A 24,989-nucleotide genomic window follows, 5' to 3' on the forward strand; every position below is an offset into this window, starting at 1 on the left:
CCGTGCTGGTTCGCGCAGGCTGTAGAGGCCTGGCGCCGCCGTGCTGTCCGGTGGATGTGGAGACGCCGTCTTGCGGCTCGGACGCGTCGGGTGGCTGGCGCGATGCCCGGTGGACGGTTGAGATCATGGGGCGATTGCACGCCACACGCACTGACGGCACAGCGGGCGCGGCTGGCTGAAATGACATCTATGGGGCTGGTGGTGCAGCGTTAGGCGCCTGCACAGTCCAGTGGTAGCTGAGTCTGTAGGGAGCCCGCTGTTCACGCGGTGCGGTGGGAGGAAGTGATCTCCTCGGGGCTCCGGCCGGGGCTCTGGCCGGGGCTTCCGGCGGGGTCTCGCCGGCCCTCACGAGTGATCCATTTTGGCCACCTGGCGATTGTCTGCATGTGGAGTACTTCAAGAAATTGACGCACTTTAAATTTGGGGAAGTTCTGGCAGGAGAGCAGGACCAAAGTGGCAGGAGCGAGACGGCGCTCGTGGCATTGCGGTCAGGGAAGGATGGAGGACCGTCGGGGCGCCAGAGTCTCGTACTCCTTCGCGGAGAGTCCCACGGTCCTTCCCACCGTGCCGGCTTGGCGGTTCTTTCGAGGACGAGGCCAATGCGGCTGTGTGGACGGCCCGGTTCGACAACGGCCCTGAAACGGACCGGGCACGATCCTTGAGAGCACCGAGGTTCTGCCGGTCCGCACCTCGCCAGAGCGTGAACGTACTCATGGCAAGGGTGACTGGTCCTTTCCGGAAATCAGCGGCGAGACCGCCCTACGTCGCTGGTCAGAGCTGCCGAAGTGCCCTTGAGGTCAGCACCGCTGACGTCGAACTCCGATCGCGTCCGCATCCCTCCGCCCGGTCGAGCCGGGGCCCTTGAACCGCCAGCCGACGACCTGAGGGTTTGCCACAGACTTCTGGAAAGATTGGGTGTGAAGTGTCCCGTCCTCAGCACCGCAGCTGGCCGTTGTCGATTGCGCAGCGTGGTATTTGGTTTGCGCAGCAGCTCGACCAGGAAAGCCCGAGCTATAACATTGCGCAGTACCTGGAGATAGCGGGCCCGATCGATGTGGTGCTGCTCGACGCCGCGGTGCGGCGGGTGGTGGCGGAGACCGACACGCTGAACGTCCGCTTCACTCAGGACGGCCAGGAGCCCCGGCAGATATTCGAGCCGGCGGACCATGGGTTGTCCGTCCTGGACATCAGCACGGAACCGGATCCGCGGGCAGCCGCCGAAGCGTGGATGCGGGCCGAAACGGGCCGGCCGGTGAGCCTTGAGTCCGGTCGGACGTTCACTCTGGCGCTGCTGCGGGCCGGTACGGACCGGTACTTCTTCTATCTGCGCGGCCATCACCTGGTCACCGACGGGTACATGTGTGTGCTGTTCCTGCGCCGGCTGGCCGAGGTCTACACGGCTGCGCTGCACGGGGCGCCGGTACGGGAGGACGACGGCGGCGGCTCACTGGACCTGCTCCTGGACGACGAAGCCGAATACCGCGCCTCGGAGCGATGTGCGCGGGACCGGGATTACTGGCTGGGCCGGCTGGCGGGCCGCCCCGAGCCGCGCGGCCTCGCGGACCGGGTGGCCGGGGTCTCGCGGAGCGTTCTGCGGGAGACCGCACAGCTGCCGTCCGCGACCGTGGACGCCTTGCGGGCGTCGGCGCGCCGGTCACGGGTCGGCCTGCCCGTTCCCCTGATGGCCGCCGCGGCGGTCTACCTCAGCCGGATGACCGGCGCCGAGGAGGTGGCCCTCGGCATCCCCGTGACCGGGAGGACCCGCAGCGGACGAGGCATCCGCGGGCCGATGTCCAACGAACTGCCGCTCCTGCTGGAAGTCCGGCCCGGCATGAGCGGCGAGGAGCTCCTGCGCCATGTGTCCACCGAGGCACGGCAGTTGCTCAATCACCAGCGCTACCGGTACGAGGACCTGAGCCGCGACCTGAAGACGGTGGGCAGCGGCCGCCGCCTCATGGGCCCGTCGGTCAACATCATGTCCTTCGCCCATGAGCTGGCATTCGGCGACGCCCGGGCGACGCCCGTCAACCTGTCGAACGGGCCGGTTCACGACCTCTCGATCTGCGTCGAGGACCGGTCGGGCGACGGCGCGATGCGCGTGCATTTCGACGCCAATCCCGGCATGTACGGCGCCGCGGAGAACGCCGTCCATCAGCAGCGCTTCCTCCAGGTGTTGGACGGCCTCGCCGCGGCCGATCCGGGACGGCCGATCGGCAGGCTCGAGGTCCTGCTCCCGGAGGAGCGCGCACACGTGCTGCCGCCTGTGGGCGAGTTCCGTGCCGATGTCCCGGACCGGACGCTTCCGGAGTTGTTCGAGGCGCAGGTGCGGCGGACGCCGGATGCGGTGGCGGTGGTGGCGGGCGATGTGGAGTTGCCGTATGCGGAGGTGAACGCCCGGGCGAACAGGCTGGCGCGGGTGTTGGTGGGGCGAGGCGCGGGGCCGGAGCGGTTGGTGGCGGTGGCGTTACCGCGTTCCGCGGACCTGGTGGTGACGTTGCTGGCGGTGGTGAAGGCCGGTGCGGCCTACCTGCCGATCGACCCCGGCTATCCGGCGGGCCGGATCGAGATGATGCTGCGTGATGCGGATCCGGTGTGTGTGGTGGCTCCGGGTGGGCTCGCGCGTCAGCTTCCGTGCGCCGAGGGCAAGGTGATGGTGCTCGACGACGAGAGCACTGTTGCGGCTCTCGCCGCACAGCCCGGTGATGACGTGACCGGGGCGGAGCGTTCGGCGCCGTCGGTGTCGTCGCCGGCGTACGTGATCTATACATCGGGTTCGACCGGTGCGCCGAAGGGTGTGGTGGTCCCGCACCGGAACGTGGCGCGGCTGTTTGCCGAGACCGAGCGGTGGTTCGGTTTCGGTGCGGACGACGTGTGGACGCTGTTCCACTCCTTTGCGTTCGACTTCTCCGTCTGGGAGTTGTGGGGGGCGTTGCTGCACGGCGGTCGGCTGGTGGTGGTGTCGCACGAGGTGTCGCGTTCGCCGGCGGAGTTCCTCGACGTGTTGGTGCGTCACGGGGTGACCGTGCTCAATCAGACGCCGTCGGCGTTCCACCAATTGATGCGGGCCGAGGCCGAGGCCGCCGAGGACACCGAGGGTTCGGCGAAGCTGGCACTGCGGACGGTCATATTCGGCGGTGAGGCCCTGGAACCGGGGAGTGTGGCGGAGTGGTTCCGGCGGCACCCGGTGAATGCGCCACGGCTGGTGAACATGTACGGCATCACCGAGACCACGGTCCATGTCACCTACGCCCCACTCGGCGAGGACGACGTGGCGAGCGGGCCGTCCCGCAGCGTGATCGGCCGGCCGATTCCCGACCTCCGTGTCCATGTGCTGGATGCGGCGCTGCGGCCGGTACCGCCCGGCGTCACCGGAGAGATGTACGTGGCGGGTGCGGGGCTGGCCCGCGGATACCTGAACCGCTTCTCCCTGACCGCGGAACGATTCGTGGCCGATCCCTTCGGCGGGCCGGGCTCTCGGATGTACCGCAGCGGTGACCTGGCCCGGTGGACCGCCGACGGCCGACTCGACTACATCGGGCGCGCGGACGGCCAGGTGCAGCTGCGAGGGTTCCGGGTCGAGTTGGGCGAGGTCGAGGCGGTACTGGCCGGGCACGAGGACGTGTCCCAGGCCGTGGCCGTCGTACGTGAGGACCGCCCCGGCGACCAGCGGATCGTGGCCTACGTCGTCGGCGTGCGGGCAGACGCACCGGACCCGGTCGAGCTGCGGGAGGCCGCCGCCCGGAGTCTGCCCGCGTACATGGTTCCTTCCGCGATCGTGTCGCTCGAGGTGCTGCCGCTGACGGTCAACGGCAAGCTCGACCGCGCCGCGCTGCCCGCCCCGGGCCCCGTCGCACCGACCCCGGGGCGGGCGCCGCGCTCGACCGTGGCGGAGATCCTGTGCGGCCTGTTCGCCGAGGTCCTCGGTGTGGACCGGGTCGGCGTCGACGACGGGTTCTTCGATCTCGGCGGACATTCGCTGCTCGCCACGCGCTTGATCAGCCGCATGCGGACGGTACTGGGGGCGGAGCTCTCGGTGCGGGATGTCTTCGAGGCGCCGACGGTGGCCGGACTCCTGGCGCGGATGGGTGACGGAGGTGAGCGGCGGCTCGCCCCGCGTCCGGTCGACCCTCGCCCGGATGTGGTGCCGTTGTCGTTCGCGCAGCGCCGGCTGTGGTTCCTGCACCAGTTGGAAGGGCCCAGTCCGACGTACAACATGCCGTTCGCGCTGCGGCTTTCGGGGGATCTGGACGTCGGTGCGCTGAGTGCGGCCCTGAACGACGTGGTCGCCCGGCACGAGACCCTGCGCACGGTGTTCCCGGAGGTCGGCGGGGCCCCGAGCCAGAGGGTGCTCGCACCGGACGAGGCGGTGGTGGAGCTTACGGCCCACCAGGTGACCGAGGCCGGGCTCGGCGAGGCGCTGGGTGCCGCGGCGGCATACCGCTTCGATCTGACCGCCGAACCGCCGCTCCGCGCACACCTGTTCGCGCTCGCCGCGGACCAGCACGCGCTGCTGCTGGTGCTCCACCACATCGCCGGTGACGGCTGGTCGAACGTCCCGTTCGCCCGGGACCTCTCCGCCGCCTACACCGCCCGCTGCTCCGGCCGGGCCCCCAACTGGGCTCCGCTGCCGGTCCAGTACGCCGACTACGCGCTGTGGCAGCACGACCTCCTCGGCAGCGAGGACGACCCGGACAGCCTGATCTCCGCCCAAGTCGCCCACTGGACCCGCACGCTCGACGGGCTGCCCGAGCAGCTGGACCTGCCCACCGACCGGCCCCGTCCGGCCGTCACCGCCCACCGTGGCGGCAGTGTGCTGTTCACGCTGGAAGCGGACCTGCACCGGCGGCTCGCCGAACTGGCACGGGAGTCCGGCGCGACCCTCTTCATGGTGCTCCAGGCCGGACTCGCCGCCCTGCTCAGCAGGCTCGGCGGGGGCACCGACATCCCGCTCGGCAGCGCCATCGCCGGCCGTACCGACGAGGCCCTCGACGACCTCGTCGGGTTCTTCGTCAATACGCTCGTGGTGCGCCTGGACACCTCGGGCGACCCGGCCTTCGGCGAACTGCTCACCCGCGTACGGGAAGCGGACCTGGCCGCCTACGCGAACCAGGACGTGCCCTTCGAGCATCTCGTCGAACTGCTCAACCCGGTCAGGTCGGCGGCCCGGCACCCGTTGTTCCAGGTGATGCTGACGCTCCAGAACAACGCCGCCCCCGAGTTCGCCATGCCCGGCCTGCGCGTGACCGTCGGCGCCGCCGAGCTGGCCGCGGCCAAGTTCGACCTGCTGTTCAGCCTCACCGACCGGTACACCGACGACGGCGGCCCGGACTGGGTCGACGGGGTGCTGGAGTACAGCGCGGACCTGTTCGACCGCGCCACTGCCGAGGCCCTGGCGGCCCGGTTCGTGCGGCTGCTGGAGGCCGCGGCGGCCGGGCCGGACCGGCCGATCAGCGCCTTCGACCTCACCGACGCCGCCGAGCGCGAGAAGCTGCTGGTGAGATGGAACGGCGTCGAGTGCGCGCACCCCCTGACACCGCTTCCCGGGCTGTTCGAGGCACAGGTGGCGCGGACGCCGGACGCGGTCGCGGTGACCGACGGCACCACCGATCTGAGCTACGCCGCACTGAACACGCGGGCCAACCGCCTGGCGCAGCTGCTCATCGGCCGCGGCATCGGCCCGGAGCAGGTGGTGGCGGTCGCCCTGCCGCGCTCCGCCGACCTGGTCGTCGCGTTGCTGGCGGTGCTGAAGACGGGCGCGGCGTACCTGCCCGTCGAGCCGGCCCACCCGGCCGAGCGGCTCCGCTTCCTGCTCGACGACGCGTCCGCGGTGTGTGGACTCACCTCGAGCGCGGTCGCCGCGGACCTGCCCGCGACAGGCCTGCGCTGGATCGTGCTGGACGACGCCGAGACCGAGCGGGACACCGGGGAACAGCCCGAGCGCGATCCGTCGGACACCGACCGGACGACGGCGCTGCGGCCCGAGCATCCCGCGTACGTGATCTACACGTCGGGCTCCACGGGCCGCCCCAAGGGCGTGCTCGTCGAGCACCGGGCGCTGGCGTCCTACCTGCACTTCGCGCGGGGCGCGTACCCGGGCACGGCCGGGACGGCGCTGCTGCACTCGCCGGTCTCCTTCGACCTGACCGTCACCGCGCTGTTCGCGTCGCTGACCTCGGGTGGCCGTTTGCTGGTCGGGGACCTGTCCGGCGGGTCGCCGGCGCCGGGCCCGTACACGTTCCTCAAGGCGACGCCGAGCCACCTCGCGCTGCTCGGCGCCCTGCCCGGTCATGAGGCGGTCGCCGACCTGGTCCTGGGCGGCGAGCAGCTCACCGGCGAGCAGCTCGGGTCGTGGCGCCGTGCTCAGCCACAGGCAACGGTGGTCAACGAATACGGGCCGACCGAGACCACGGTGGGCTGTATCACGCATCGCGTGCCGCCCGGCACCGCGACCGGGGACGGCCCTCTGCCCATCGGGCGGCCCGTCCCGAACACGCGGGCCTATGTACTCGACGCCCGGATGCGACTGGCGCCGCCCGGGGTGACCGGGGAGCTGTACCTGGCCGGGGCGCAACTCGCCCGCGGCTACCTGAACCGGCCCGGCCCGACGGCGGAGCGGTACGTGGCGGACCCGTTCGGCGGGCCGGGGACCAGGATGTACCGGACCGGGGACCTCGCCCGGTGGACCGCCGACGGATTGCTGGTCTTCGTCGGCCGCGTCGACGAGCAGGTCAAGCTCCGGGGGTACCGGATCGAGCCGGCGGAGATCGAGACGACGCTCTCCCGGCATGAGGCCGTGTCACAGACCGCCGTCGTCGCCCGGAAGGACAAGGCGTCCGGCACGCAGTTGGTGGCCTATGTCGTCCCGGCGGCCGACGAGCGGCGCGACGACGAAGCGACACAGGCACAGCTGGGCGAGTGGCAGGACGTGTACGACTCCCTGTACGGCGCCGGGCGTGCCGGTGCGGAGCCCGCCCCCTTCGGCGAGGACTTCACGGGCTGGACCAGCAGTTACCACGGAGAGCCGATCCCCGTCGGGCAGATGCGCCAGTGGCGGGACGCCACCGTCGCGCGGATCCGCGAGCTACGGCCGCGGCGGGTGCTGGAGATCGGCGTGGGCAGCGGCCTGCTGCTCTCGCAGCTCGCGCCGGACTGCGAGGCCTACTGGGGCACCGACATCTCGGCGGACGCGATCGAGGCGCTGCGGGGCCAGGTGGCCGGGCAGGGCCTGGCCGGACGGGTGGAACTGCGCGTCCAGCCCGCCGCGGACGCCGACGGCCTGCCGGCAGGCTCCTTCGACACCGTGGTGATCAACTCGGTCGCCCAGTACTTCCCGGACGCCGGCTATCTCACCGGCGTGATCGGCACGGCGTTGGAGCTGCTGGTGCCCGGCGGGGCGGTGTTCCTCGGCGACGTGCGTGACCTGCGGCTGCTGCGGTGCCTGCACACGGCGGCGCAACTGCGCCGCGCCATGCCGTCGGCCGACGTCGCCGTGGTGCGCCACGCGGTGGAGCAGGCCGTGCTGCTGGAGAAGGAACTGCTGCTCGACCCGGGATTCTTCACCGCGCTCGCGACGCAGCGGGACGATGTCGCCGGCGTCGACCTGCAAGTCAAGCGCGGCGCCTACGTCAACGAGCTGAGCCGCTACCGGTACGACGTCGTGCTGTACAAGCGACCGGCCACCCGGATGCGGGCCCTGGAGACGGCGCCGGAGCTGCGGTGGGACCACGACGTCTCCGGCCTCGATGCCCTGGAGCGGAACCTGGCCGCGGCACGGGTGCCCGCGCTGCGGGTGACCGGAGTCCCCGACGCGCGGCTGGCGGACGAGGCCGCCGCCCTGCGGGCCCTGGACGAGGGACGGCCGCTGGCGGACCTGCTGACCCTCCTCGGAGCCGCGGAGCGGCCCTCGGCGCCGGCCCTCGGGCCCGACACCTTCTGCGAACTGGGCGAGCGACTGGGCTACCGGGTAGCGGTGACACGCTCGGGAAGCGATGCCGAGAGCCTCGACGTGCTCTTCACGGACCCGGCGTCGGCCGCGCTCAGCGGCGTCCACCGACCGGCCGCGACCGCCCCGGGGGCGTCACCGGAGGCGTTCGCGAACGACCCGGGGACCTCCCGGCGGCGCGGTGAACTCGTCGCCGCGCTCACCGCGTCGCTCGGGGAGCAGTTGCCCGCGTACATGGTGCCGACCGCAGTGGTGGTTCTCGACGCGCTCCCCCTGACCGCGCACGGAAAGCTCGACCGGGCGGCGCTCCCGGCCCCGTGCCTCGGGTCCGTCGCGGGCTCGCGTCGGCCCGCCACACCACGGGAGCAGACGTTGTGTGACCTGTTCGCGCAGGTCCTCGGCGTGGCGACGGTCGGTGTCGACGACGACTTCTTCGACCTCGGCGGGCACTCGCTGCTGGCGACCCGGCTGATCAGCCGCATCCGCTCGGTCCTCGGCGCCGAACTGACCGTCCGCGCCGTGTTCGAGGCGCCCACGGTCGCCGGGCTCGCCGAGCGGCTGAGCGATGCGGAGGCACGGCCGGAGGCGCCGCGTCCGGCCCTGCGGCCGGTGCCCAGGCCCGATGTGGTGCCGCTGTCCTTCGCGCAGCAGCGGCTGTGGTTCCTGCACCGTCTGGAGGGGCCGAACGCGACGTACAACATGCCGTTCGCCCTGCGGCTGCGCGGTGAGGTGGACGAGGCGGCGCTGCGGGCCGCGCTGGCGGACGTCGCAGCGCGCCACGAGAGCCTGCGCACCGTGTTCCCGGTGGTGGACGGGGTGCCCCGTCAGCTCGTCCTCAAGGCGGCCGGTGTGCGCCCCGAACTGATCGTCCGGCATATCGACGAGGCCGGGCTGCGCGAGGCCGTGAGGCAGGCGGCGCGCTACCCCTTCGACCTCGCGGTCGACCTGCCGCTGCGGGCCGAACTGTTCGTCCTGGGCCGGCGTGAGCACGTACTGGTGATACTGATGCACCACATCGCGGGCGACGGGTGGTCGATGGCTCCGCTGTCGCGGGACTTCGCGACCGCCTATGCCGCGCGGTGCCGGGGCGAGGCTCCGGCGTGGGCGCCGCTGCCGGTCCAGTACGTGGACTACACGCTCTGGCAGCGCGCGCTGCTGGGAGACGAGGACGACCCGGACAGTCTGTTCGCCCGGCAGATCGCGTACTGGAGCAAGGCACTGGCGGACCTGCCCGAGCAGCTCGCGCTCCCGGCGGACCGTCCCCGCCCCGCCGTGTCCACGTACCGCGGCGAGATGTTCGGCTTCGACCTGAGCCCGGAGCTGCACCGCAGGCTCGCGGGTCTGGCCCGCGCCGGGGAGGCCAGCCTGTACATGGTGCTGCACGCCGGTCTGGCCGCCCTGCTGACCAGGCTCGGCGCCGGCAGCGACCTGCCGATCGGCAGCGGCATCGCAGGGCGCCGCGACGAGGTGCTCGACGACGGCATCGGGCTCTTCGTCAACACGCTGGTGATGCGGACCGACACCTCGGGTGATCCGTCGTTCGACGAACTGCTCGGGCGCGTACGGGAGACGGCACTGACCGCCCACGCCCATCAGGACGTGCCCTTCGAGCATCTGGTGGAGGTGCTGAATCCGGTCCGCTCCGCGAACCGCCATCCGCTGTTCCAGGTGGCATTGGTGTTGCAGAACACTCCGGAGGCGGATCTGACGCTGGCCGGGGTGGACGTGACACTCGAACCGGCCGGATCGGGGACCTCGCGGTTCGACCTGTTCTTCAGCGTCACCGAGCGCCCCGCGCCGCCGGGAGCGCCCACCGGCTCCTTCGGTGGAGTGCGCGGGACGGTGGAGTACAGCACCGACCTGTTCGACCGGCGGACGGTCGAGGCCATGGTGGCGCGGTGGATCCGCCTCCTCGAAGCGGTGAGCCGTGACCCGGCACGGCGCATCGGCGAGGCCGACATCCTCACCTCCGCCGAGCGCACCCAGCTGCTGGGCGCCGCCGGCGACCCGATCCCGCCCTCCGTCGTCCCGGCGCTGTTCGAACGCCGGGCGGCGCGTGAACCCGGGGCACCGGCGGTGCTGTCGGAATCCGGCGTGCTGACCTACGAGGAGCTCAACGGCCGGGCGAACCGGCTGGCCCACCTGCTGATCTCGCGGGGGGTCGGACCGGAGCAGACCGTCGCACTTGCTTTTCCCCGCTCCGCGGACCTGGTCGTGGCGTTGCTCGCCGTTCTCAAGGCGGGCGCGGCCTACCTCCCGCTCGACCTCAACTACCCGGCCGAGCGCCTGGCGTTCCTGTTCGGCGACGCCCGGCCGTCGCTGCTGCTGACCTGCGGTACCGGCGGCGCCGGGATACCGGGCGTCGACGATCTGCCCACGCTGAACCTGGACGACGACGCCGACGGACGCCGGGCCGCAGACCTGGCCGGCCGGCCGGACACCAACCCCGACAACGCCGACCGCGTACGGCCGTTGACGCCCGCGCACCCCGCCTACGTCCTGTACACGTCCGGTTCGACCGGCACCCCCAAGGGCGTGACGGTCACCCACGCCGGAGCGGCCGCCCTGGTGGCGACGCAGACCCAGGCCCTCGACTGCGGGCCGGGCAGCCGGGTCCTCCAGTTCGCCTCGCCGAGCTTCGACGCGGCGTTCTGGGAGCTGTGCATGGCGCTGCTGACCGGCGCGGCGCTGGTGGTGGCGCCGCCCGAGCGGCTGCTTCCGGGGCCGGACCTCGCGGCACTGGTGGCCGAGCGCGGGGTGACGCACCTGACCGTGCCGCCGGTGGTGCTCGGGGTGATGACCCCCGACCAGCTGGCGTCGGTGACCACGCTGGTGGTGGCCGGTGAGGCCTGTTCGCCGGAGACGGTGGCGACCTGGAGTCGGGGCCGACGGATGATCAACGCCTACGGGCCGACGGAGTCGACGGTCTGCGCGACGATGAGCCGACCACTGTCCGACGGGGGCGACGGGCGCGGCGAGGACGACGTTCCGCCGATCGGCACCCCGATCCTCGGCGCACGGGCCTATGTGTTGGACGCCGGGCTGCGTCCGGTGCCGCCGGGCGTGGTGGGCGAGCTGTACCTGGCCGGCGCGGGCCTGGCCCGCGGCTACCTGGGGCGGCCGGGCCTGACCGCCGAGCGGTTCGTGGCCTGTCCGTTCGGCGATGCCGGATCGCGGATGTACCGCACGGGGGACCTTGCGCGGTGGAACTGCGCGGGCGACCTGGAGTTCGCCGGGAGGGCCGATCAGCAGGTGAAGGTCCGGGGCCACCGGATCGAGCTAGGCGAGGTCGAGTCCGCGATGGCCGCCGACTCCCGGGTGGCGCAGGCGGTCGCGGCGGTCCGCGACGACGGGCCCGGCGGGAGCCGCCTGGTGGGCTACGTCGTGCCTGCGGCAGAGGAGACCGCGCAGGCCACGGACCCCGCGACGCCCACGGACCTGGACGGCACGCCGGACGGCGCGGGCCGGGTGCTCGGGGAGTGGCGGCAGCTGTACGACACGCTGTACGGGCAGTCGGCGCCCGCTCCCTTCGGTGCGGACTTCACCGGCTGGAACAGCAGCTACGACGGGCAGCCGATCCCGGAGGGCGAGATGCGGCAGTGGCGGGACGCGGCCGTCACGCGGATCCGTGAACTGCGGCCGGGACGCATCCTGGAGATCGGGGTGGGCCGAGGGCTGATCCTGTCCCAACTCGCCGCGGAGTGCGAGCAGTACTGGGGTACCGACCTGTCCGCGGTCGTGGTCGAGGCCTTGGCGGCCCAGGTGGCCGACGAGCCTGAGATCGCCTCCCGGGTCGAGCTGCGGGCGCAGCCGGCCGACGACCTCAGCGGGCTGCCGCAGGGCTTCTTCGACACCGTGGTGCTCAACTCCGTGGTCCAGTACTTCCCCCACGCCGACTACCTGACCGAGGTCATCGACAAGGCGATGGGTCTCCTTGTGCCGGGTGGTGCCCTGTTCCTCGGTGACGTCCGCAACCTGCGGTTGCTGCCGATGCTGCGGGCCGCCACGGGCAGCACCGCGCAGGAGCGGGAGTTGCTGGTCGACCCGGACTTCTTCCCGGCCCTGACCGGCGTGGTGTCCGGGATCGGCGCCGTGGACGTCCGCCTCAAGCGAGGGCGGTACCACAACGAGCTCTCCCGCTACCGCTACGACGTCGTCCTGCACCGCGCGCCGCTGGCCTCACAAGTCCGCTCGTTCGCTGACGCACCGGTGCTGCGCTGGCCGGAGATGACCGGCGGGACGGAGAGACTCGCCGCGCTGCTGGTCGAACGTCGACCGGACCGGCTGCGGGTCACCGGTGTCCCCAACGCCCGGCTGGCGGGCGAGGCCGCCCCGGCGCACGCCGTGACCGTGGACCCGGAGGACCTCTACGAGCTGGGTGAACGGCTCGGCTTCCAGGTGGCCGTCACCTGGTCGGGCGAGGAAGGCGACGACTGCTTCGACGTACTGCTCTCCGACGCCCCGGACAGCGCCGGTGCCGCCGTCACCGGGGCGTACCGGCCGGTGGTCTCCGGGGCGCCGGACCGGTCGACACTGCGGGGCTTCACCAACGACCCGGCGGCGGTGCCACCGCCGGTGCCCCTGGGAGCCTCCGTACGCGCCCGGCTGAGGGAGAAGCTGCCGGAGTACCTGGTGCCCTCGGCCGTCGTCGCGATCGACGCCCTGCCGCTGACGCCGAACGGCAAGGTCGACCGCGCGGCGCTGCCCGCGCCGGAAGCCTCCGGCGCCGTGGCGCACCGCCCGCCGACCACCGCACAGGAGCGACTGCTGTGCGACATCTTCGCCGACGTACTCGGCCTGCCGGACGTCGGCGTCGACGACGGCTTCTTCGACATCGGCGGCGACAGCATCGTCTCCATCCAGGTGGTCGGCAGGGCCAGGGCCGCAGGGCTCGCGATCACCGCCCAGGACGTGTTCCAGCACAAGACCGTGGCCGCACTGGCGGCGGCTGCCCGCACGCTCGACGCGGCACCGGCCGAGGCCGAGGCGCCGCAGGCGGGCATCGGCGCGGTGCCCCTGACGCCGGCCCTGCACGAGCTGTGGGAGCGGGACGCGGATCCGGGCACCCGGTACGAGGCGATGGCCATGGAGGTCCCGGCGGGGCTGGACGCGGAGCGGATCGAGGCGGCCCTGCAAGCGGTCCTGGACCACCACGACGCGCTGCGGATGCGCCTGAACCGGGTCTCCGGCCCCGGCCCGGAGACGGACCGGGACGAGTGGCTGCCGGAGGTGATGCCCCCCGGGGCGAACCGGGCCGCGGACTGCCTCCACCGGGTCGATGCCGCGGCGAGCGAAGACCTGCTCGCCGCGGAAGAGCGGGCCGCGTCGTCACGCCTCGCGCCGGAGTCGGGAGCAGTGGTCCAGGCGGTCTGGTTCGACGCCGGGTGCGGCCGGCCCGGGCGCCTGCTGCTGGTGCTGCACCGGCTCGTGGCGGACGCGGAGTCCTGGCGCATCCTGCTCCAGGACGTCGCCCTCGCCTGCGAGGCGGCCGCCGACGGCCGACGGCCCGAACTCCCGGAGGTCGGCACGTCGTTGCGGCGCTGGGCCCAACACCTGCGCGCCCAGGCAGAGGACGTCCGACGCGTCGAGGAGCTTTCCCGGTGGACCGAGGTCCTCGCCGGGGCGAGAACCGAGCCCGGGGAGTCGGGCGGGGACCTGGGCGGTCGGCCGATGGAGGTGCCTGGGGATGCGCTGGCCGCAGCGGGCACCGGGGATGCGGTGGCCGCAGCGGGCGCGCTGACCCTCACGCTGCCCGCCGAGCGCACCGAGGTGCTGCTCACCAGCGTGCCGGAGGTCTTCCGCGCCGACGTCGAGGACGTGCTGCTGACCGCGTTCGCCCTGGCGGTGGCCGACTGGCGGCGGCACCGAGCGGCCGCCGGCCCGAGCGGTGCGGACACATCGGAGAATCCGGACGCCCGGGACGCCGATGGCGACGCAGTGGTGGCCGAGGTACGGCGGCCCGGCCGGACGGGCCGCACCGAAGGCGTCGGCCTGTCCCGCACCATGGGCTGCTTCACCGTCACACATCCGGTCCGCCTGGACCTGGGTGACCTGGGTGGCGTGGACCGGCACGAGCTGTGGGAGGGCGGCGCCGCCGCCGGAGCGGCCCTGAAACGGGTCAAGGAGCACCTGAGATCCCTGCCGCACGGCGGACTGGGCTTCGGCCTGCTGCGCCACCTCAACCCCGGCACCGCCCCCACCCTGGCGGGCCTGCCAGCGCCGCGGTTCGCGTTCCAGTACCTCGGGCGGCTCCCGCAGACCCCGACCGGCTCATGGCCGGCCGAGCCGGGCATGCCGCTGAAGTACCAGGTCGAGGTGAGGGTGGCCGCCGTGGACCATCCGGGCGGCCCGCGGCTGGCCGCGACCTGGTGTTGGCCGCAGGGGTGGTTCACCGAGCCCGACGTGCGCGACCTGGCCGACACCTGGGCGCGCGCGCTGGAGGCACTGGCCGCCCATTCGAGGAGCCCCGCCGCGGGTGGTCTCACCTCGTCCGACGTACCACTGGTCCGGCTGAGCCAGGACAAGATCGAGCGGCTCCAGGCCGCGTGGAGGCGATCACGATGACACAGGCGGAGACGCAGGCGGAGCTGGAGGACATCCTGCCGCTGGCACCACTTCAAGAAGGGCTGCTCTTCCACGCGCTCTACGACGAGTCGGCGCTCGATGTCTACACGGTGCAGCAGGCCTTCGACCTGGACGGTGCCCTCGACGTCGGCGCACTGCGCGCGGCCGCGCGGGCACTGCTCCGGCGCCATGCGAGCCTGCGGGCCGGGTTCTGGCACGAGGATCTGGACGAGCCGGTGCAGATCGTCCCGCGCGAGGTGGCGCTGCCCTGGCAGGAGGTCGACCTCGGCGCGGTGGATCCCGATGCGCGGGAAGCCGAGGCGGAGCGGCTGGCGGTGGAGGACAGACTCCGCCGCTTCGACCCCGCCCGCCCGCCGCTGCTGCGGTTCACGCTCGTCCGGTTGGGGCCGGCGCACCACCGGTTCCTCGTCACCGCCCATCACCTGGTGCTGGACGGGTGGTCCGCGCAGCTGATGTTGGCGGAGCTGTTCGAGCTGTACGCGCGGGGCGGCCGGGACGAGGGGATGCCGCCGGCGGCCAGGTACCGCGACTACCTGGCCTGGTTGGCCGGTCAGGACCGGGCGGCTGCCGAGGACGTCTGGCGCGACATGCTGAAGGGCGTCGACGAACCGACCCGGGTCGCTCCGGCGGACCCGTCCCGGGCGGCCGAGCCGCCGGGCCAGGTGCTCCGCGACCTGCCCGACGACCTTGCCGCGGCGCTCGACGGCCTGACCCGCCGTGCGGGCCTGACGCTGAACACGGTGTTCCTGGGGGCCTGGGCGATCGTACTCGGCCAGCTGACCGGCCGGGCCGACGTGGTGTTCGGCACGACGGTGTCCGGGCGCCCGCCCGAGGTGCCCGGGGTGGAGAGGATGATCGGCCTGTTCGCCAACACGCTGCCGGTCCGGGTCCGTCTCGATCCGACGGAGCCGCTGGCCGGGATGCTGGCGCGCCTACAGGAGGACCAGACGCGCCTGATGGCCTGCCAGCACGTGGGCCTTGCCGACATCCAGCGCACGCTGGACGCCGGTGAACTCTTCGACACGACAACGGTGTTCGAGAATCTTCCGACGGAAGACGCCGCGGCGGCCACCGTCGCGCACGGCAGCGGGCTGCGGGTGGTGGCGAGCCGGAGCCACGGCGTCACGCATTACCCACTCAACTTCATGGTGATGCCGGGAAATCCGCTGCGGCTGCGTCTGGACCACCAGGTCGACCTGTTCGATCGGGAGACCGCGGAGGCGATCATGGGCCGGGTGGTCCGGGTCCTCCGGGCCGCGGTCGCGGACCCGGGACGGCGGATCGGCGCCCTGGAGATCCTGACACCGGCCGAACGGGAGCAGGTCCTGGTGGAGTGGAACGGCACGGTCGGCGAGCCGCCGTCCGTCCTGGTTCCCGAGGCCTTCGAGGCTCAGGCCGCGCGGACCCCGGACGCGGTGGCCGTGGTCGCCGACGGGGTGGCGCGGACGTTCGCGGAACTGCGCGCGCGGGCGGACGAGCTCGCCGGGCAGCTGGCCGACCGCGGCGTCGGGCCCGATGTGTTGGTCGGTCTGTGCGTGCGCCGGTCGACCGAGATGATCGCCGCCGTCCTGGCCGTCTGGAAGGCCGGAGGGGTGTGCGTGCCGCTGGACCCCGGCTATCCGGCGGAGCGCCTGGCGTTCATGCTTGCCGACGCGGCGGTCTCCGTGGTGGTGACCGAGCGGGCACTGGCCGGGCGGCTGGGCGAGTGCCGGGCGCCACTGTTGCTGCTGGACGCGGACGCGCCCCCGGCCACGGACGCGCCCCCGGCCACGGACGCCCGGGGCGCCACGGGACGGGGCGCGCCGACCGGGCAGCCGGTCGTGCAGGGAGAGCGGGGAGCGTACGTGGTGTACACGTCCGGGTCGACGGGCGTGCCGAAGGGCGTGCTGGTGACGCACCTGGGCCTGGCGAACCTGTTCGTCAGCCACCGCGAGCGCGTCTTCGCCCCCGCGGCGGCCGAGGTGACCGCGGCGGCCGGGCGGCGGTTGCGCGTGGCACACACGGCGTCGCTGTCGTTCGACGCGAGCATGGGACAGCTTCTCGGCCTCGTGGCCGGGCACGAACTGCACGTGGTGGACGACGACACCCGCCGCGACGCCGCCGCGCTGCTGGAGTACGTACGCAGCCGGGGTATCGACTACCTGGGGATCACGCCGTCGCTGATGCGCGAGTTGGCAGGCCTCGGGATCCTGGACGGCCCCGGGCACCGGCCGGGTGTGATCCTGTTGGGTGCGGAGGCCACGGACGCGGCGCTGTGGGAGACGCTGCGGGAGTACCCCGGCGTCGAGGTGCACAACTACTACGCGCCGAGCGAGTGCACCGTGGACGCCGTCGGCGCCCGGGTACGGGACAGTGCCCGGCCGGTGATCGGCAGGGCGATCCGGAACATGCGGGTCTACGTGCTCGACGCGCGGCTGCGGCCGGTGCCGCCCGGAGTGACGGGCGAGGTCTACCTCGCCGGGGTACAGCTCGCCCGCGGGTATCTGAACCGACCGGGTCTGACCGCGGAGCGCTTCGTCGCCGACCCGTTCGGCGCGCCGGGGACCAGGATGTACCGGAGCGGCGACCTGGCCCGCTGGACCGCGGACGGGTTGCTGGAGTTCGCGGGCCGGGCGGACGACCAGGTCAAGCTGCGCGGGTTCCGTATCGAGCTCGGTGAGGTCGAGGCGGTGCTGGCCCGGCACGCCACGGTCGGGCACGCCGTCGCGATGGTGCGTGAGGACCGGCCCGGCGACCAGCGTCTGACCGCCTACGTGGTGCCCGCGCCCGGTGCCCGGGTGCACCCGGGCGAGCTGCGGGAGTTCGCCGCCGGGAAGCTGCCCGGGTTCATGGTGCCCGCCGTGGTCGTCGTGCTCGACGCGCTGCCGCTCACCCCCAGCGGGAAGGTGGCCCGCCGCTCCCTGCCCGCCCCCGGGCCACGGAGCCACGGGGCCGGCCGGGAGCCGCGCGAGCCCGCGGAGGAGATCCTGTGCGGGCTGTTCGCCGAGGCCCTCGGGAGCGCGCAGGCCGGGATCGACGACGACTTCTTCGCCCTGGGCGGGCACTCGCTGCTCGCGACCCGCCTGGTGTCGCGCATCCGTGCGGTGCTCGGTGTCGAGCTCGCCGTACGGGACGTGTTCGAGGCTCCCACGGTGGCCGGTCTGGCGGCCCGGATCGCCGCGTCGGGCCGAGGGGCTTCCCGGCGTCCGGTGCTGCGGCCCGACGACGACCGTCCGGCCGAACTGCCGCTGTCGTTCGCCCAGCGCCGCCTGTGGTTCCTGCATCGGCTCGAGGGCCCGTCGGCCACGTACAACATGCCGTTCGCCCTGCGCCTGACCGGGGCCCTCGACGTCGGCGCGCTGCACGCCGCCCTGAACGATGTGGTGGCCCGGCACGAGGTGCTGCGCACGGTCTATCCGGATGCGGCGGGCGTGCCGCACCAGCACGTCCTCGACCCCGGCGACGCCGTCGTCGAGCTGCCCGTGGAGGCGGTCGACGAGGCCGGGCTCGCCGCTTCGGTCGCGGACGCGGCCGCGCACCGGTTCGCCCTGTCGTCCGAACCGCCCCTGCGCGCACAGCTGTTCACGCTGGGCCCGGGCGAGCACGTCCTGCTGCTCGTGCTCCACCACATCGCGGGCGACGCCCTGTCCAACCGCCCGCTGGCCCGCGACCTGTCCAGCGCCTACACCGCCCGGCGCGCGGGCCGGGCACCGTCCTGGACACCGCTGCCCGTCCAGTACGCCGACCACACCCTGTGGCAGCGGCGGTTCCTCGGCGAGGCGGACGACCCGGACAGTGTGCTGTCCCGGCAGGTGGAGTACTGGCGGCGGACGCTGGCGGGGCTGCCGACCGAGTTGGAGCTGCGCCGGGACCGGCCACGTCCGGAGGTGGCCAGTCACCGCGGCGCCACGGTGCCGCTGCGGGTGGGCCCGGACCTGCACGCCCGACTCGCCGCGCTGGCCCGGGCGGGGCACGCGAGCCTGTTCATGGTCGTCCAGGCGGCGCTGGCGGCGCTGCTCACCCGGCACGGCGCGGGCACCGACATCCCGATCGGCACGCCGACCGCGGGGCGCACCGACGACGCGCTCGACGAAGTCGTCGGATGCTTCGTCAACACCTTGGTGATGCGTACCGACACCGGTGGGAACCCGAGCTTCGCGGAGCTGCTGGACCGGGTGCGCGAGGCGGGCCTGGCCGCGTACGCGCATCAGGACGTGCCGTTCGAGCACCTGGTGGAGGTGCTCAACCCGGCGCGCTCGGCAGCCCGGCACCCGCTCTTCCAGGTGCTGCTGACGCTCCACCACACCGACGACGTGGCGGTGGACCTTCCGGGGCTGCACTGCCGAGCCGAGGGGACGCAGTCGCAGTCGGCCAAGTTCGACCTGCTGTTCAGACTGGAGGAACGCCGCACCCCGGACGGGCTGCCCGGCGGTCTGGAAGGCACCGTCGAGTACAGCACGGACCTGTTCGACCGGGGCACGGTGGCGGACCTGGTGACCCGGTTCGAGCGGCTGCTCGATGCCGCGACCGCCGATCCCGCCGAGCGGATCTGGCGGCTGGGCACCCTCACGCCCGCCGAGCGCGGGCGGGTCTTGGAGGAGTGGAACGACACCGCGCGGCCGCCGTCCTCCTCCACGCTGCCGGAGCTGTTCGAGGCGCAGGCGGCCCGGACGCCGGACGCGATCGCCCTGTCCGCCGAGGAAGTCGACCTGACCTACGCCGAGTTGAACGCCTGGGCGGACCGTCTGGCCCATGCTCTGATCGAGCGCGGCGCCGGACCGGAGCAGGTGGTGGCCGTCACCCTGCCGCGCTCGGTCGAACTCGCCGTGGCCCTGCTGGCCGTGCTGAAGTCCGGCGCGGCCTATCTGCCCGTCGATGCGCACTACCCGGCCGAGCGGATCCGCGCCCTGCTCGAGGACGCCGCGCCGGTCTGTGTCCTGGACGACCCGGACCAGGTCCGGCACCCCGGCGACCGGCCCGCCGCGCCTCCGGGCGGCGCGGCCCCCGGTACGCCGCTGACGCCCGCACACCCCGCCTATGTGCTCTACACCTCCGGCTCGACGGGCGCGCCCAAGGGAGTGGTCGTCCCGCACGCCGCCGTGGTGAACCGACTGCTCGGCATCCAGGCCGAGTTCGGCCTCGAACCCTCCGACGCGGTCCTGTACAAGGCGCCGACGTCCTTCGACGCGTCCGTGTGGGAGTTCTTCTGGCCTCTGACCACCGGGGCCCGGGTCGTGGTCGCCGACCCCGAGGGGCACCGGGACCCGGCCTACCTGGCGCAGGTGATCCGCGCACACGCGGTGACGACCGTGCACTTCGTGCCGTCGATGCTGCGGACCTTCCTCGACGAACCGGCCGCGGCCGGCTGCACGAGCCTGCGGCGGGTCCTGACCGGCGGGGAGTCGCTCCCGACGGACCTGCGGGATCGCGCCCTGACCGTGCTGGACGCGGACCTGCACCACCTCTACGGCCCGACGGAAGCCACCGTCCACGCGACGACCGGGACCTGCGAGCGCACCCCGGCCGCGGCACCGGACGGCTGCCCGGTGCCGATCGGACGCCCCGTCGGGAACATGCGTGCCTACGTGCTGGACGCGGGCCTGGGCCCGGTGCCGCCGGGCACCGTGGGAGAGGTCTACCTTGCCGGCGTACAGCTCGCCCGCGGCTACCTGAACCGTCGTCGCCTCACGGCCGAGCGGTTCGTGGCCTGCCCGTTCGGCGCGCCGGGGGAGCGGATGTACCGGACTGGGGACCTCGCCCGCTGGACCGAGGACGGCGTACTCCACTTCGCCGGTCGCGCGGACGATCAGGTCAAGCTGCGCGGGTTCCGCATCGAGCCCGGCGAGATCGAGGCGGCACTGACCCGGCACACCGCGGTCTCGCGGGCCGCGGTCGTCGTCCGCGAGGACCGGCCCGAACAGCGGCGGCTGGTGGCGTATGTGGTCGGGGCACCGGGTGCCGAGCCGCAACCGGCCGAGCTGCGGGCCCATGCCGCCCGGTTGCTGCCGGAGTTCATGGTCCCGGCCACGGTCGTCGTCCTGGACGCCATGCCGCTGACCAACAGCGGGAAGCTGGATCGACAGGCCCTGCCGGAGCCGGGCCCGCGCTCGATGGTGTCGAAGTGGCCGGCGCGCACGCCCGAGGAGGAGATCCTCCGCGGCCTGTTCGCCGAGTGCGTCGGCGTGGTCGCCACCGGCATCGATGACGACTTCTTCGAACTCGGCGGTGACTCGCTGGCCGCGATCCGGCTGGTGAGCCGGATCCGGGACACGCTGGGCTTCGACCTGTCGGTCCGGGACCTGTTCGCGGCACCCACGGTGAGCCGCCTGATGGAACGCCTCCGACGGGGCGTCTCGGGCGACGCCTTCGATGTCCTCCTGCCGCTACGGGCCTCCGGTGGGCTCCCGCCGCTGTTCTGCATACACCCCTCCGATGGCCTGAGCTGGTGCTACACCGGGCTGCTGCGGCAGCTGGGGCAGGACCGCCCGGTGTACGGGTTGCAGTCGCGCGGCATGGCGCGGCCGGAAGCGTATCCGGAGACGATGGAGCACTTGGTCACCGACTACGTCGTGCAGATCCGTTCGGTCCAGGCCACTGGCCCCTACCATCTGCTGGGCTGGTCGTTCGGCGGCCTGGCGGCCCACGCCGTCGCGGTCCGCCTCCAGGCCGAAGGCGAAGAGGTGGCCCTGCTCGCCCTGCTCGACTCCTACCCCCGTGACCCCCACAGGGCGGCTCCGCTGCCGGACGAGCAGGAAGTCCTCTCGGCCCTGCTCGACTTCGCGGGCCATGCCGAGGACGGCGTACCGCTGCGGCTCGCCGACGTCATGGAGATCCTGCGGAGCGGCGGCGGGCCCCTTGCGGACGTGGAGGAGCGCCGTGTGGTGGCCATGACCGAGATCGTCGCGAACAACGCACGCCTGGCTGCGGCGCATGTACCCGGTCGGTTCGACGGGAGCCTCCTGCACTTCACGGCGACCGCCGAACGCTCGCCGGGGCTGCCGACCGCGGCTGCCTGGGAGCCCGCCGTCACCGGTCGCGTGGAGCGGTACGCCGTGGACTGCACCCACCAGGAGATGTGCAAGCCCGTGCCGCTCGCCCAGGTCGGGCGCGTGCTGGCCGAAAGGCTGGGCGACGTCGCGGCATCGGGCTACCGCAGTCGGTAGCCGGGTAGCCGGGTAGCCGGGTAGCCGGGTAGCCGCGTAGCCCGGTAGCCGGAAACCCGGAAAGCCGGCAGGCCGGAAACCCGGAGAAACCAGAAGAAGGACGAAGGAAGAAGGAAGAAGGAAGCCCACCATGACCAACCCCTTCGAGAACCCCGAGAGCACGTACCTGGTGCTGGTCAACGACGAGGGCCAACACTCCCTGTGGCCGATCTTCGTGGAGGTCCCGGCCGGATGGGAGGTCGCCCACGGGGAGGACTCCCGGGAGGCCTGCCTCGCCTATGTCGAGGAGCACTGGACCGACATGCGCCCGAAGAGCCTCGCCGAGGCCATGGAAGGGGCTGGCGGGACTGGTTCCTGACCCGTCGGGGACTGGCTCCGGCGTTGTTCAACGATGGCCGATCTGCCCTCGGAGCCGGGACTGCGCAGCGCGCCGACTCCGCGGGCGGTGCCGTCCCCGGTCGAGTACAGCGTGAAGGTTGCGTCGTTGTACGAGGGCTGTCCGTGTCGTGTCTGTCTGTCCGGTCCCGCAAGCCACGGCGGGACACCGGGCAGCGCCTCTCTTGAGCGGGGCAGGGCCGCCACTCCGCTACTCGCGTTGGAGAGCCTGCGCGAAGCGCTGCTCCCAGGCGTCCTGATTTCCCTTGGCTTCCTGAACGAACCGGCTCCGAGCGATCCCTTTGATCACCATGTCGTTGAGCAGGGAGTACGGAAAGGCCATCGGCCGTACGACATCCAGGAACAGCACGGCACGGTCCTCATCGGTCCCGTTCCACGCCTCGTGTATGTAGGTGTCGTCGAAGAACATCCCGGCCCCCTCACGCCAGTGCGCCTCTTGTCCACCGACGCGAATTCCGCAGGATTCCTCGGGAGACGGGATCTTGAGTCCGAGGTGATAGCGGATCACGCCCTTGTAGGGGCCGCGGTGCGGTGGCACGTGTTTGTGGGGGCCGAGGATCGAGAAGAAGGCCGTTTTCAGTCCGGGGATGTGGGCCAGCAGTTCAGCCGTCCGCGGGCACCGCTGGCAGTTGGGCTCGAACCGCAACCCGTATCCGTAGAAGAAATAGGTCTTCCAGTGGTCGTCGTTGGTGATGTGGCGTTGGCCGGTCGAGATGTCCTGAAAATTGGGCAGCGCGTCGCGGTGCTCCAGCAGGGTGTCGAGTTCGGCTCTGATGTCACGCCAGTTGTCTTCGAGCCCTCGACTCCATGGGAACTCCGATTCCGAGATGAACGGGCTGTCATCGAAACGGGAGTGGTGGACCATCTGCTTTTCGATCCACTTCACCAGCATGGGAAGAACTCTCGGCACAACTACACCCCTTCGTCGTCGGTTCGGTTGTCGGTCTCAGGTGCGCGGCATCGCGAGCCCGGCCCGGCCGCGGTACCTGCTGCGGTGCCGGTCCGGAAGAAGCCCCGTACCGAGTCGAGCGGCCCCTTGAAGGCCTCACGGTTGTGCCATGGGCGCCGATTCCCCTTCGCCGCAAGCGTGTTGACGACCCGGTGCCGCCCACATGACGTCGTTCCTTCGGCGATCCCGAGAATCGCGACGGGGTTCTTCTGACCCCCTGACCGAGATGTCGCACCCTCATGTGTTGGAACTTCACAAGCGGGTGAATGGTGCAGCCCTGGCGCCCTCCGGGAAACTTCCCGCTTTCAGGCGCCTGGTGTTCCGCCCGATGAAAAGGGGTTGAATGGCGGATTCCACATGCGTTCCCTCAAGCTTTATTGGTCATTGCAGCAGGTGGCGGGTGGGCTGCCAGCTTCGGATGATCCGAAGTTCGTGTCAAGGTCATGATCCGGACGATCTTGGCCAGGATATGCGGTCGGCGGTGCTGCCCCTGCGCCCAAGGGCGGTGCGCTTCACCGGTGGTGAACCACTGCTCTTCGCCGAGCTTCCGGAACGCGTAAGACAGGCGACTGGGGACAGTGTGCGTGTCTCCGTCCTCGCCGACGGGCACATTCTCGGCCCGGCCACAATCCACGCCCTGCTCGACGGCGGATGCCAGGAGATCGCGCTGAGCACCGACGGCCTGACTGGGCCGCACTACGCACTGGCCCCCCGCCCGGCGACGCCCCGCGCCCCAGCCCTGGACCCCAGCCGGCCAAGGCCAACTACGGAGTGCATCGGGGGACTTCTTGCCCCACCACGCCCCTCACCCACAGCCTGGAAGGTTCTCCACTTCCGTGGAAGGCGTTCTGTCAGGAGGAGTTCAGGCGGGGCGCGATCGCGTTGGCCCGCCCCTCCGACAAAAAAGATCGCCGTACTCAAAGAGGAGATCGGCACCCGGATCTGGTCCGACCGGGCAACTGCGCCGCCGGGGCGGTGACCGGCTTCCAGTCCCCGTCGACCTTGTCCACGTCCGCGAAGCGGTGATGCGTGGCGGCCCCGCCGTTCAGCAGGTAGAGGTTCGGGGTGTCGGGAGTCTCGGGGAAGACGGGCTCCGGATGGCCCTGAGTCGGTTTCAGCTCCGGTGCAGTGACCACTTCGTGGCCGCCCGAGCTCTTCAGCGCCGCGGGGTTGGTGAGCAGGTTCTTGATGAAGGTCTTGTGCCGCTCCTTGTAGTCGCCGGGCCCCAGTGCGTACCAGACGTTGGTCAGGGTGTACCGCAGCTTCTTGGTCCCCGGGTCGCACAGGACGTCTTCCAGCAGATTGAAGTGGACCTCGTCCGGGTGACTGATCATCAGGTAGACGAGGACGCCGGGGTTCACCAGGTCCTGAAGGTGGTCGTCGATCCGCTCCCGCAGATGGGCGACGAGGCGGTCCTTGGTCGTACCGGTCGCCGACCCGGACGGCGCCCGAGGAGCCACCTCTCCGCCGGGCTTGGACCCGCAGTCCAGTAGCACCGCTGCCTCCGCCTTGGGCGCCCCCGGTTTGTAGAACGTGATCAGGGTGCAGTCGTCCTGCCCCACGTTGAAGAACACGACCTTGAGCGGCATGTCGTCGTCCCCTCGATGGCATCGGCCCGTCATGAACCGCACACCTGGACGCGCCATCAACTGCAGGCCGGCGTCGGCCGTTTGCGAACCACACCCCCGCGGCCCCCGGTCTTCCAGCGGGAACCGGCCTCGCGCCCTGCCGCCCGGATCGGCTTCCGCAGCGTCCCGTGGACCCCCTCGTGGTCGATGACGGCCGCGAGCACCTAGCACTGAAGAACCGTCAGCAGGGGGAGGCTGCACGGCGATCGTGAACGCGCTGCCTTCAACGTCACCTTGATCGAGGCTGGCGCCGAGTCCTACAAGCTCGCCCGCGGCAAAGCCGACCGGACCGAGCAGTCGAGCTGACCAGGCGCACTTCGGCGGCGGCCGCACCCGCAGTGCCAGAA

At 72.0% G+C, this 24,989-nt stretch carries 5 protein-coding genes; 3 read left to right on the forward strand and 2 right to left on the reverse strand.

The features are described from left to right. The first annotated feature begins 922 nt into the window (after positions 1 to 922). The 3 genes from AB0C96_RS27945 (at position 923) to AB0C96_RS27955 (ending at position 22,027) form a co-directional block, all read left to right on the forward strand. The gene (locus tag AB0C96_RS27945; protein ID WP_362920982.1) at positions 923 to 14,506 is read left to right on the forward strand and encodes an amino acid adenylation domain-containing protein; all 13,584 of its coding nucleotides are present in this window, start codon (positions 923 to 925) and stop codon (positions 14,504 to 14,506) included. After that, positions 14,503 to 21,669 carry an amino acid adenylation domain-containing protein gene (locus tag AB0C96_RS27950; protein ID WP_362920984.1) on the forward strand — a complete coding sequence of 2,389 codons (7,167 nt, stop codon included), beginning with the start codon at positions 14,503 to 14,505 and terminating at the stop codon, positions 21,667 to 21,669. Before AB0C96_RS27945 ends, AB0C96_RS27950 begins: the two co-directional genes overlap by 4 nt. A gap of 130 nt (positions 21,670 to 21,799) precedes the next feature. Continuing rightward, positions 21,800 to 22,027 carry an MbtH family protein gene (locus AB0C96_RS27955; RefSeq protein WP_362920985.1) on the forward strand — a complete coding sequence of 76 codons (228 nt, stop codon included), beginning with the start codon at positions 21,800 to 21,802 and terminating at the stop codon, positions 22,025 to 22,027. Between the two features lie 228 nt (positions 22,028 to 22,255). On the opposite strand, the gene AB0C96_RS27960 is transcribed toward AB0C96_RS27955, so the two are convergent. Next, positions 22,256 to 22,957 (reverse strand): aspartyl/asparaginyl beta-hydroxylase domain-containing protein, encoded by a 702-nt coding sequence (locus tag AB0C96_RS27960; RefSeq protein ID WP_362920987.1) that lies wholly within the window; start codon positions 22,955 to 22,957, stop codon positions 22,256 to 22,258. Between the two features lie 974 nt (positions 22,958 to 23,931). Further along, positions 23,932 to 24,636: a hypothetical protein gene (locus AB0C96_RS27965; protein ID WP_362920988.1), complete on the reverse strand. Its 705-nt coding sequence runs from the start codon at positions 24,634 to 24,636 to the stop codon at positions 23,932 to 23,934. Positions 24,637 to 24,989: the final 353 nt, after the last annotated feature.

It is taken from the genome of Streptomyces sp. NPDC048506 (assembly GCF_040651315.1).
GTDB lineage: Bacteria > Actinomycetota > Actinomycetes > Streptomycetales > Streptomycetaceae > Streptomyces.

What these genes read in the sequence shown, in the direction of transcription:
- AB0C96_RS27950 (WP_362920984.1), top strand. Translation starts at nt 14,503, where the DNA reads ATGACACAGGCGGAGACGCAGGCGGAGCTGGAGGACATCCTGCCGCTG.
- AB0C96_RS27955 (WP_362920985.1), top strand. Translation starts at nt 21,800, where the DNA reads ATGACCAACCCCTTCGAGAACCCCGAGAGCACGTACCTGGTGCTGGTC.
- AB0C96_RS27960 (WP_362920987.1), bottom strand. Translation starts at nt 22,957, where the DNA reads ATGCTGGTGAAGTGGATCGAAAAGCAGATGGTCCACCACTCCCGTTTC.
- AB0C96_RS27965 (WP_362920988.1), bottom strand. Translation starts at nt 24,636, where the DNA reads ATGACGGGCCGATGCCATCGAGGGGACGACGACATGCCGCTCAAGGTC.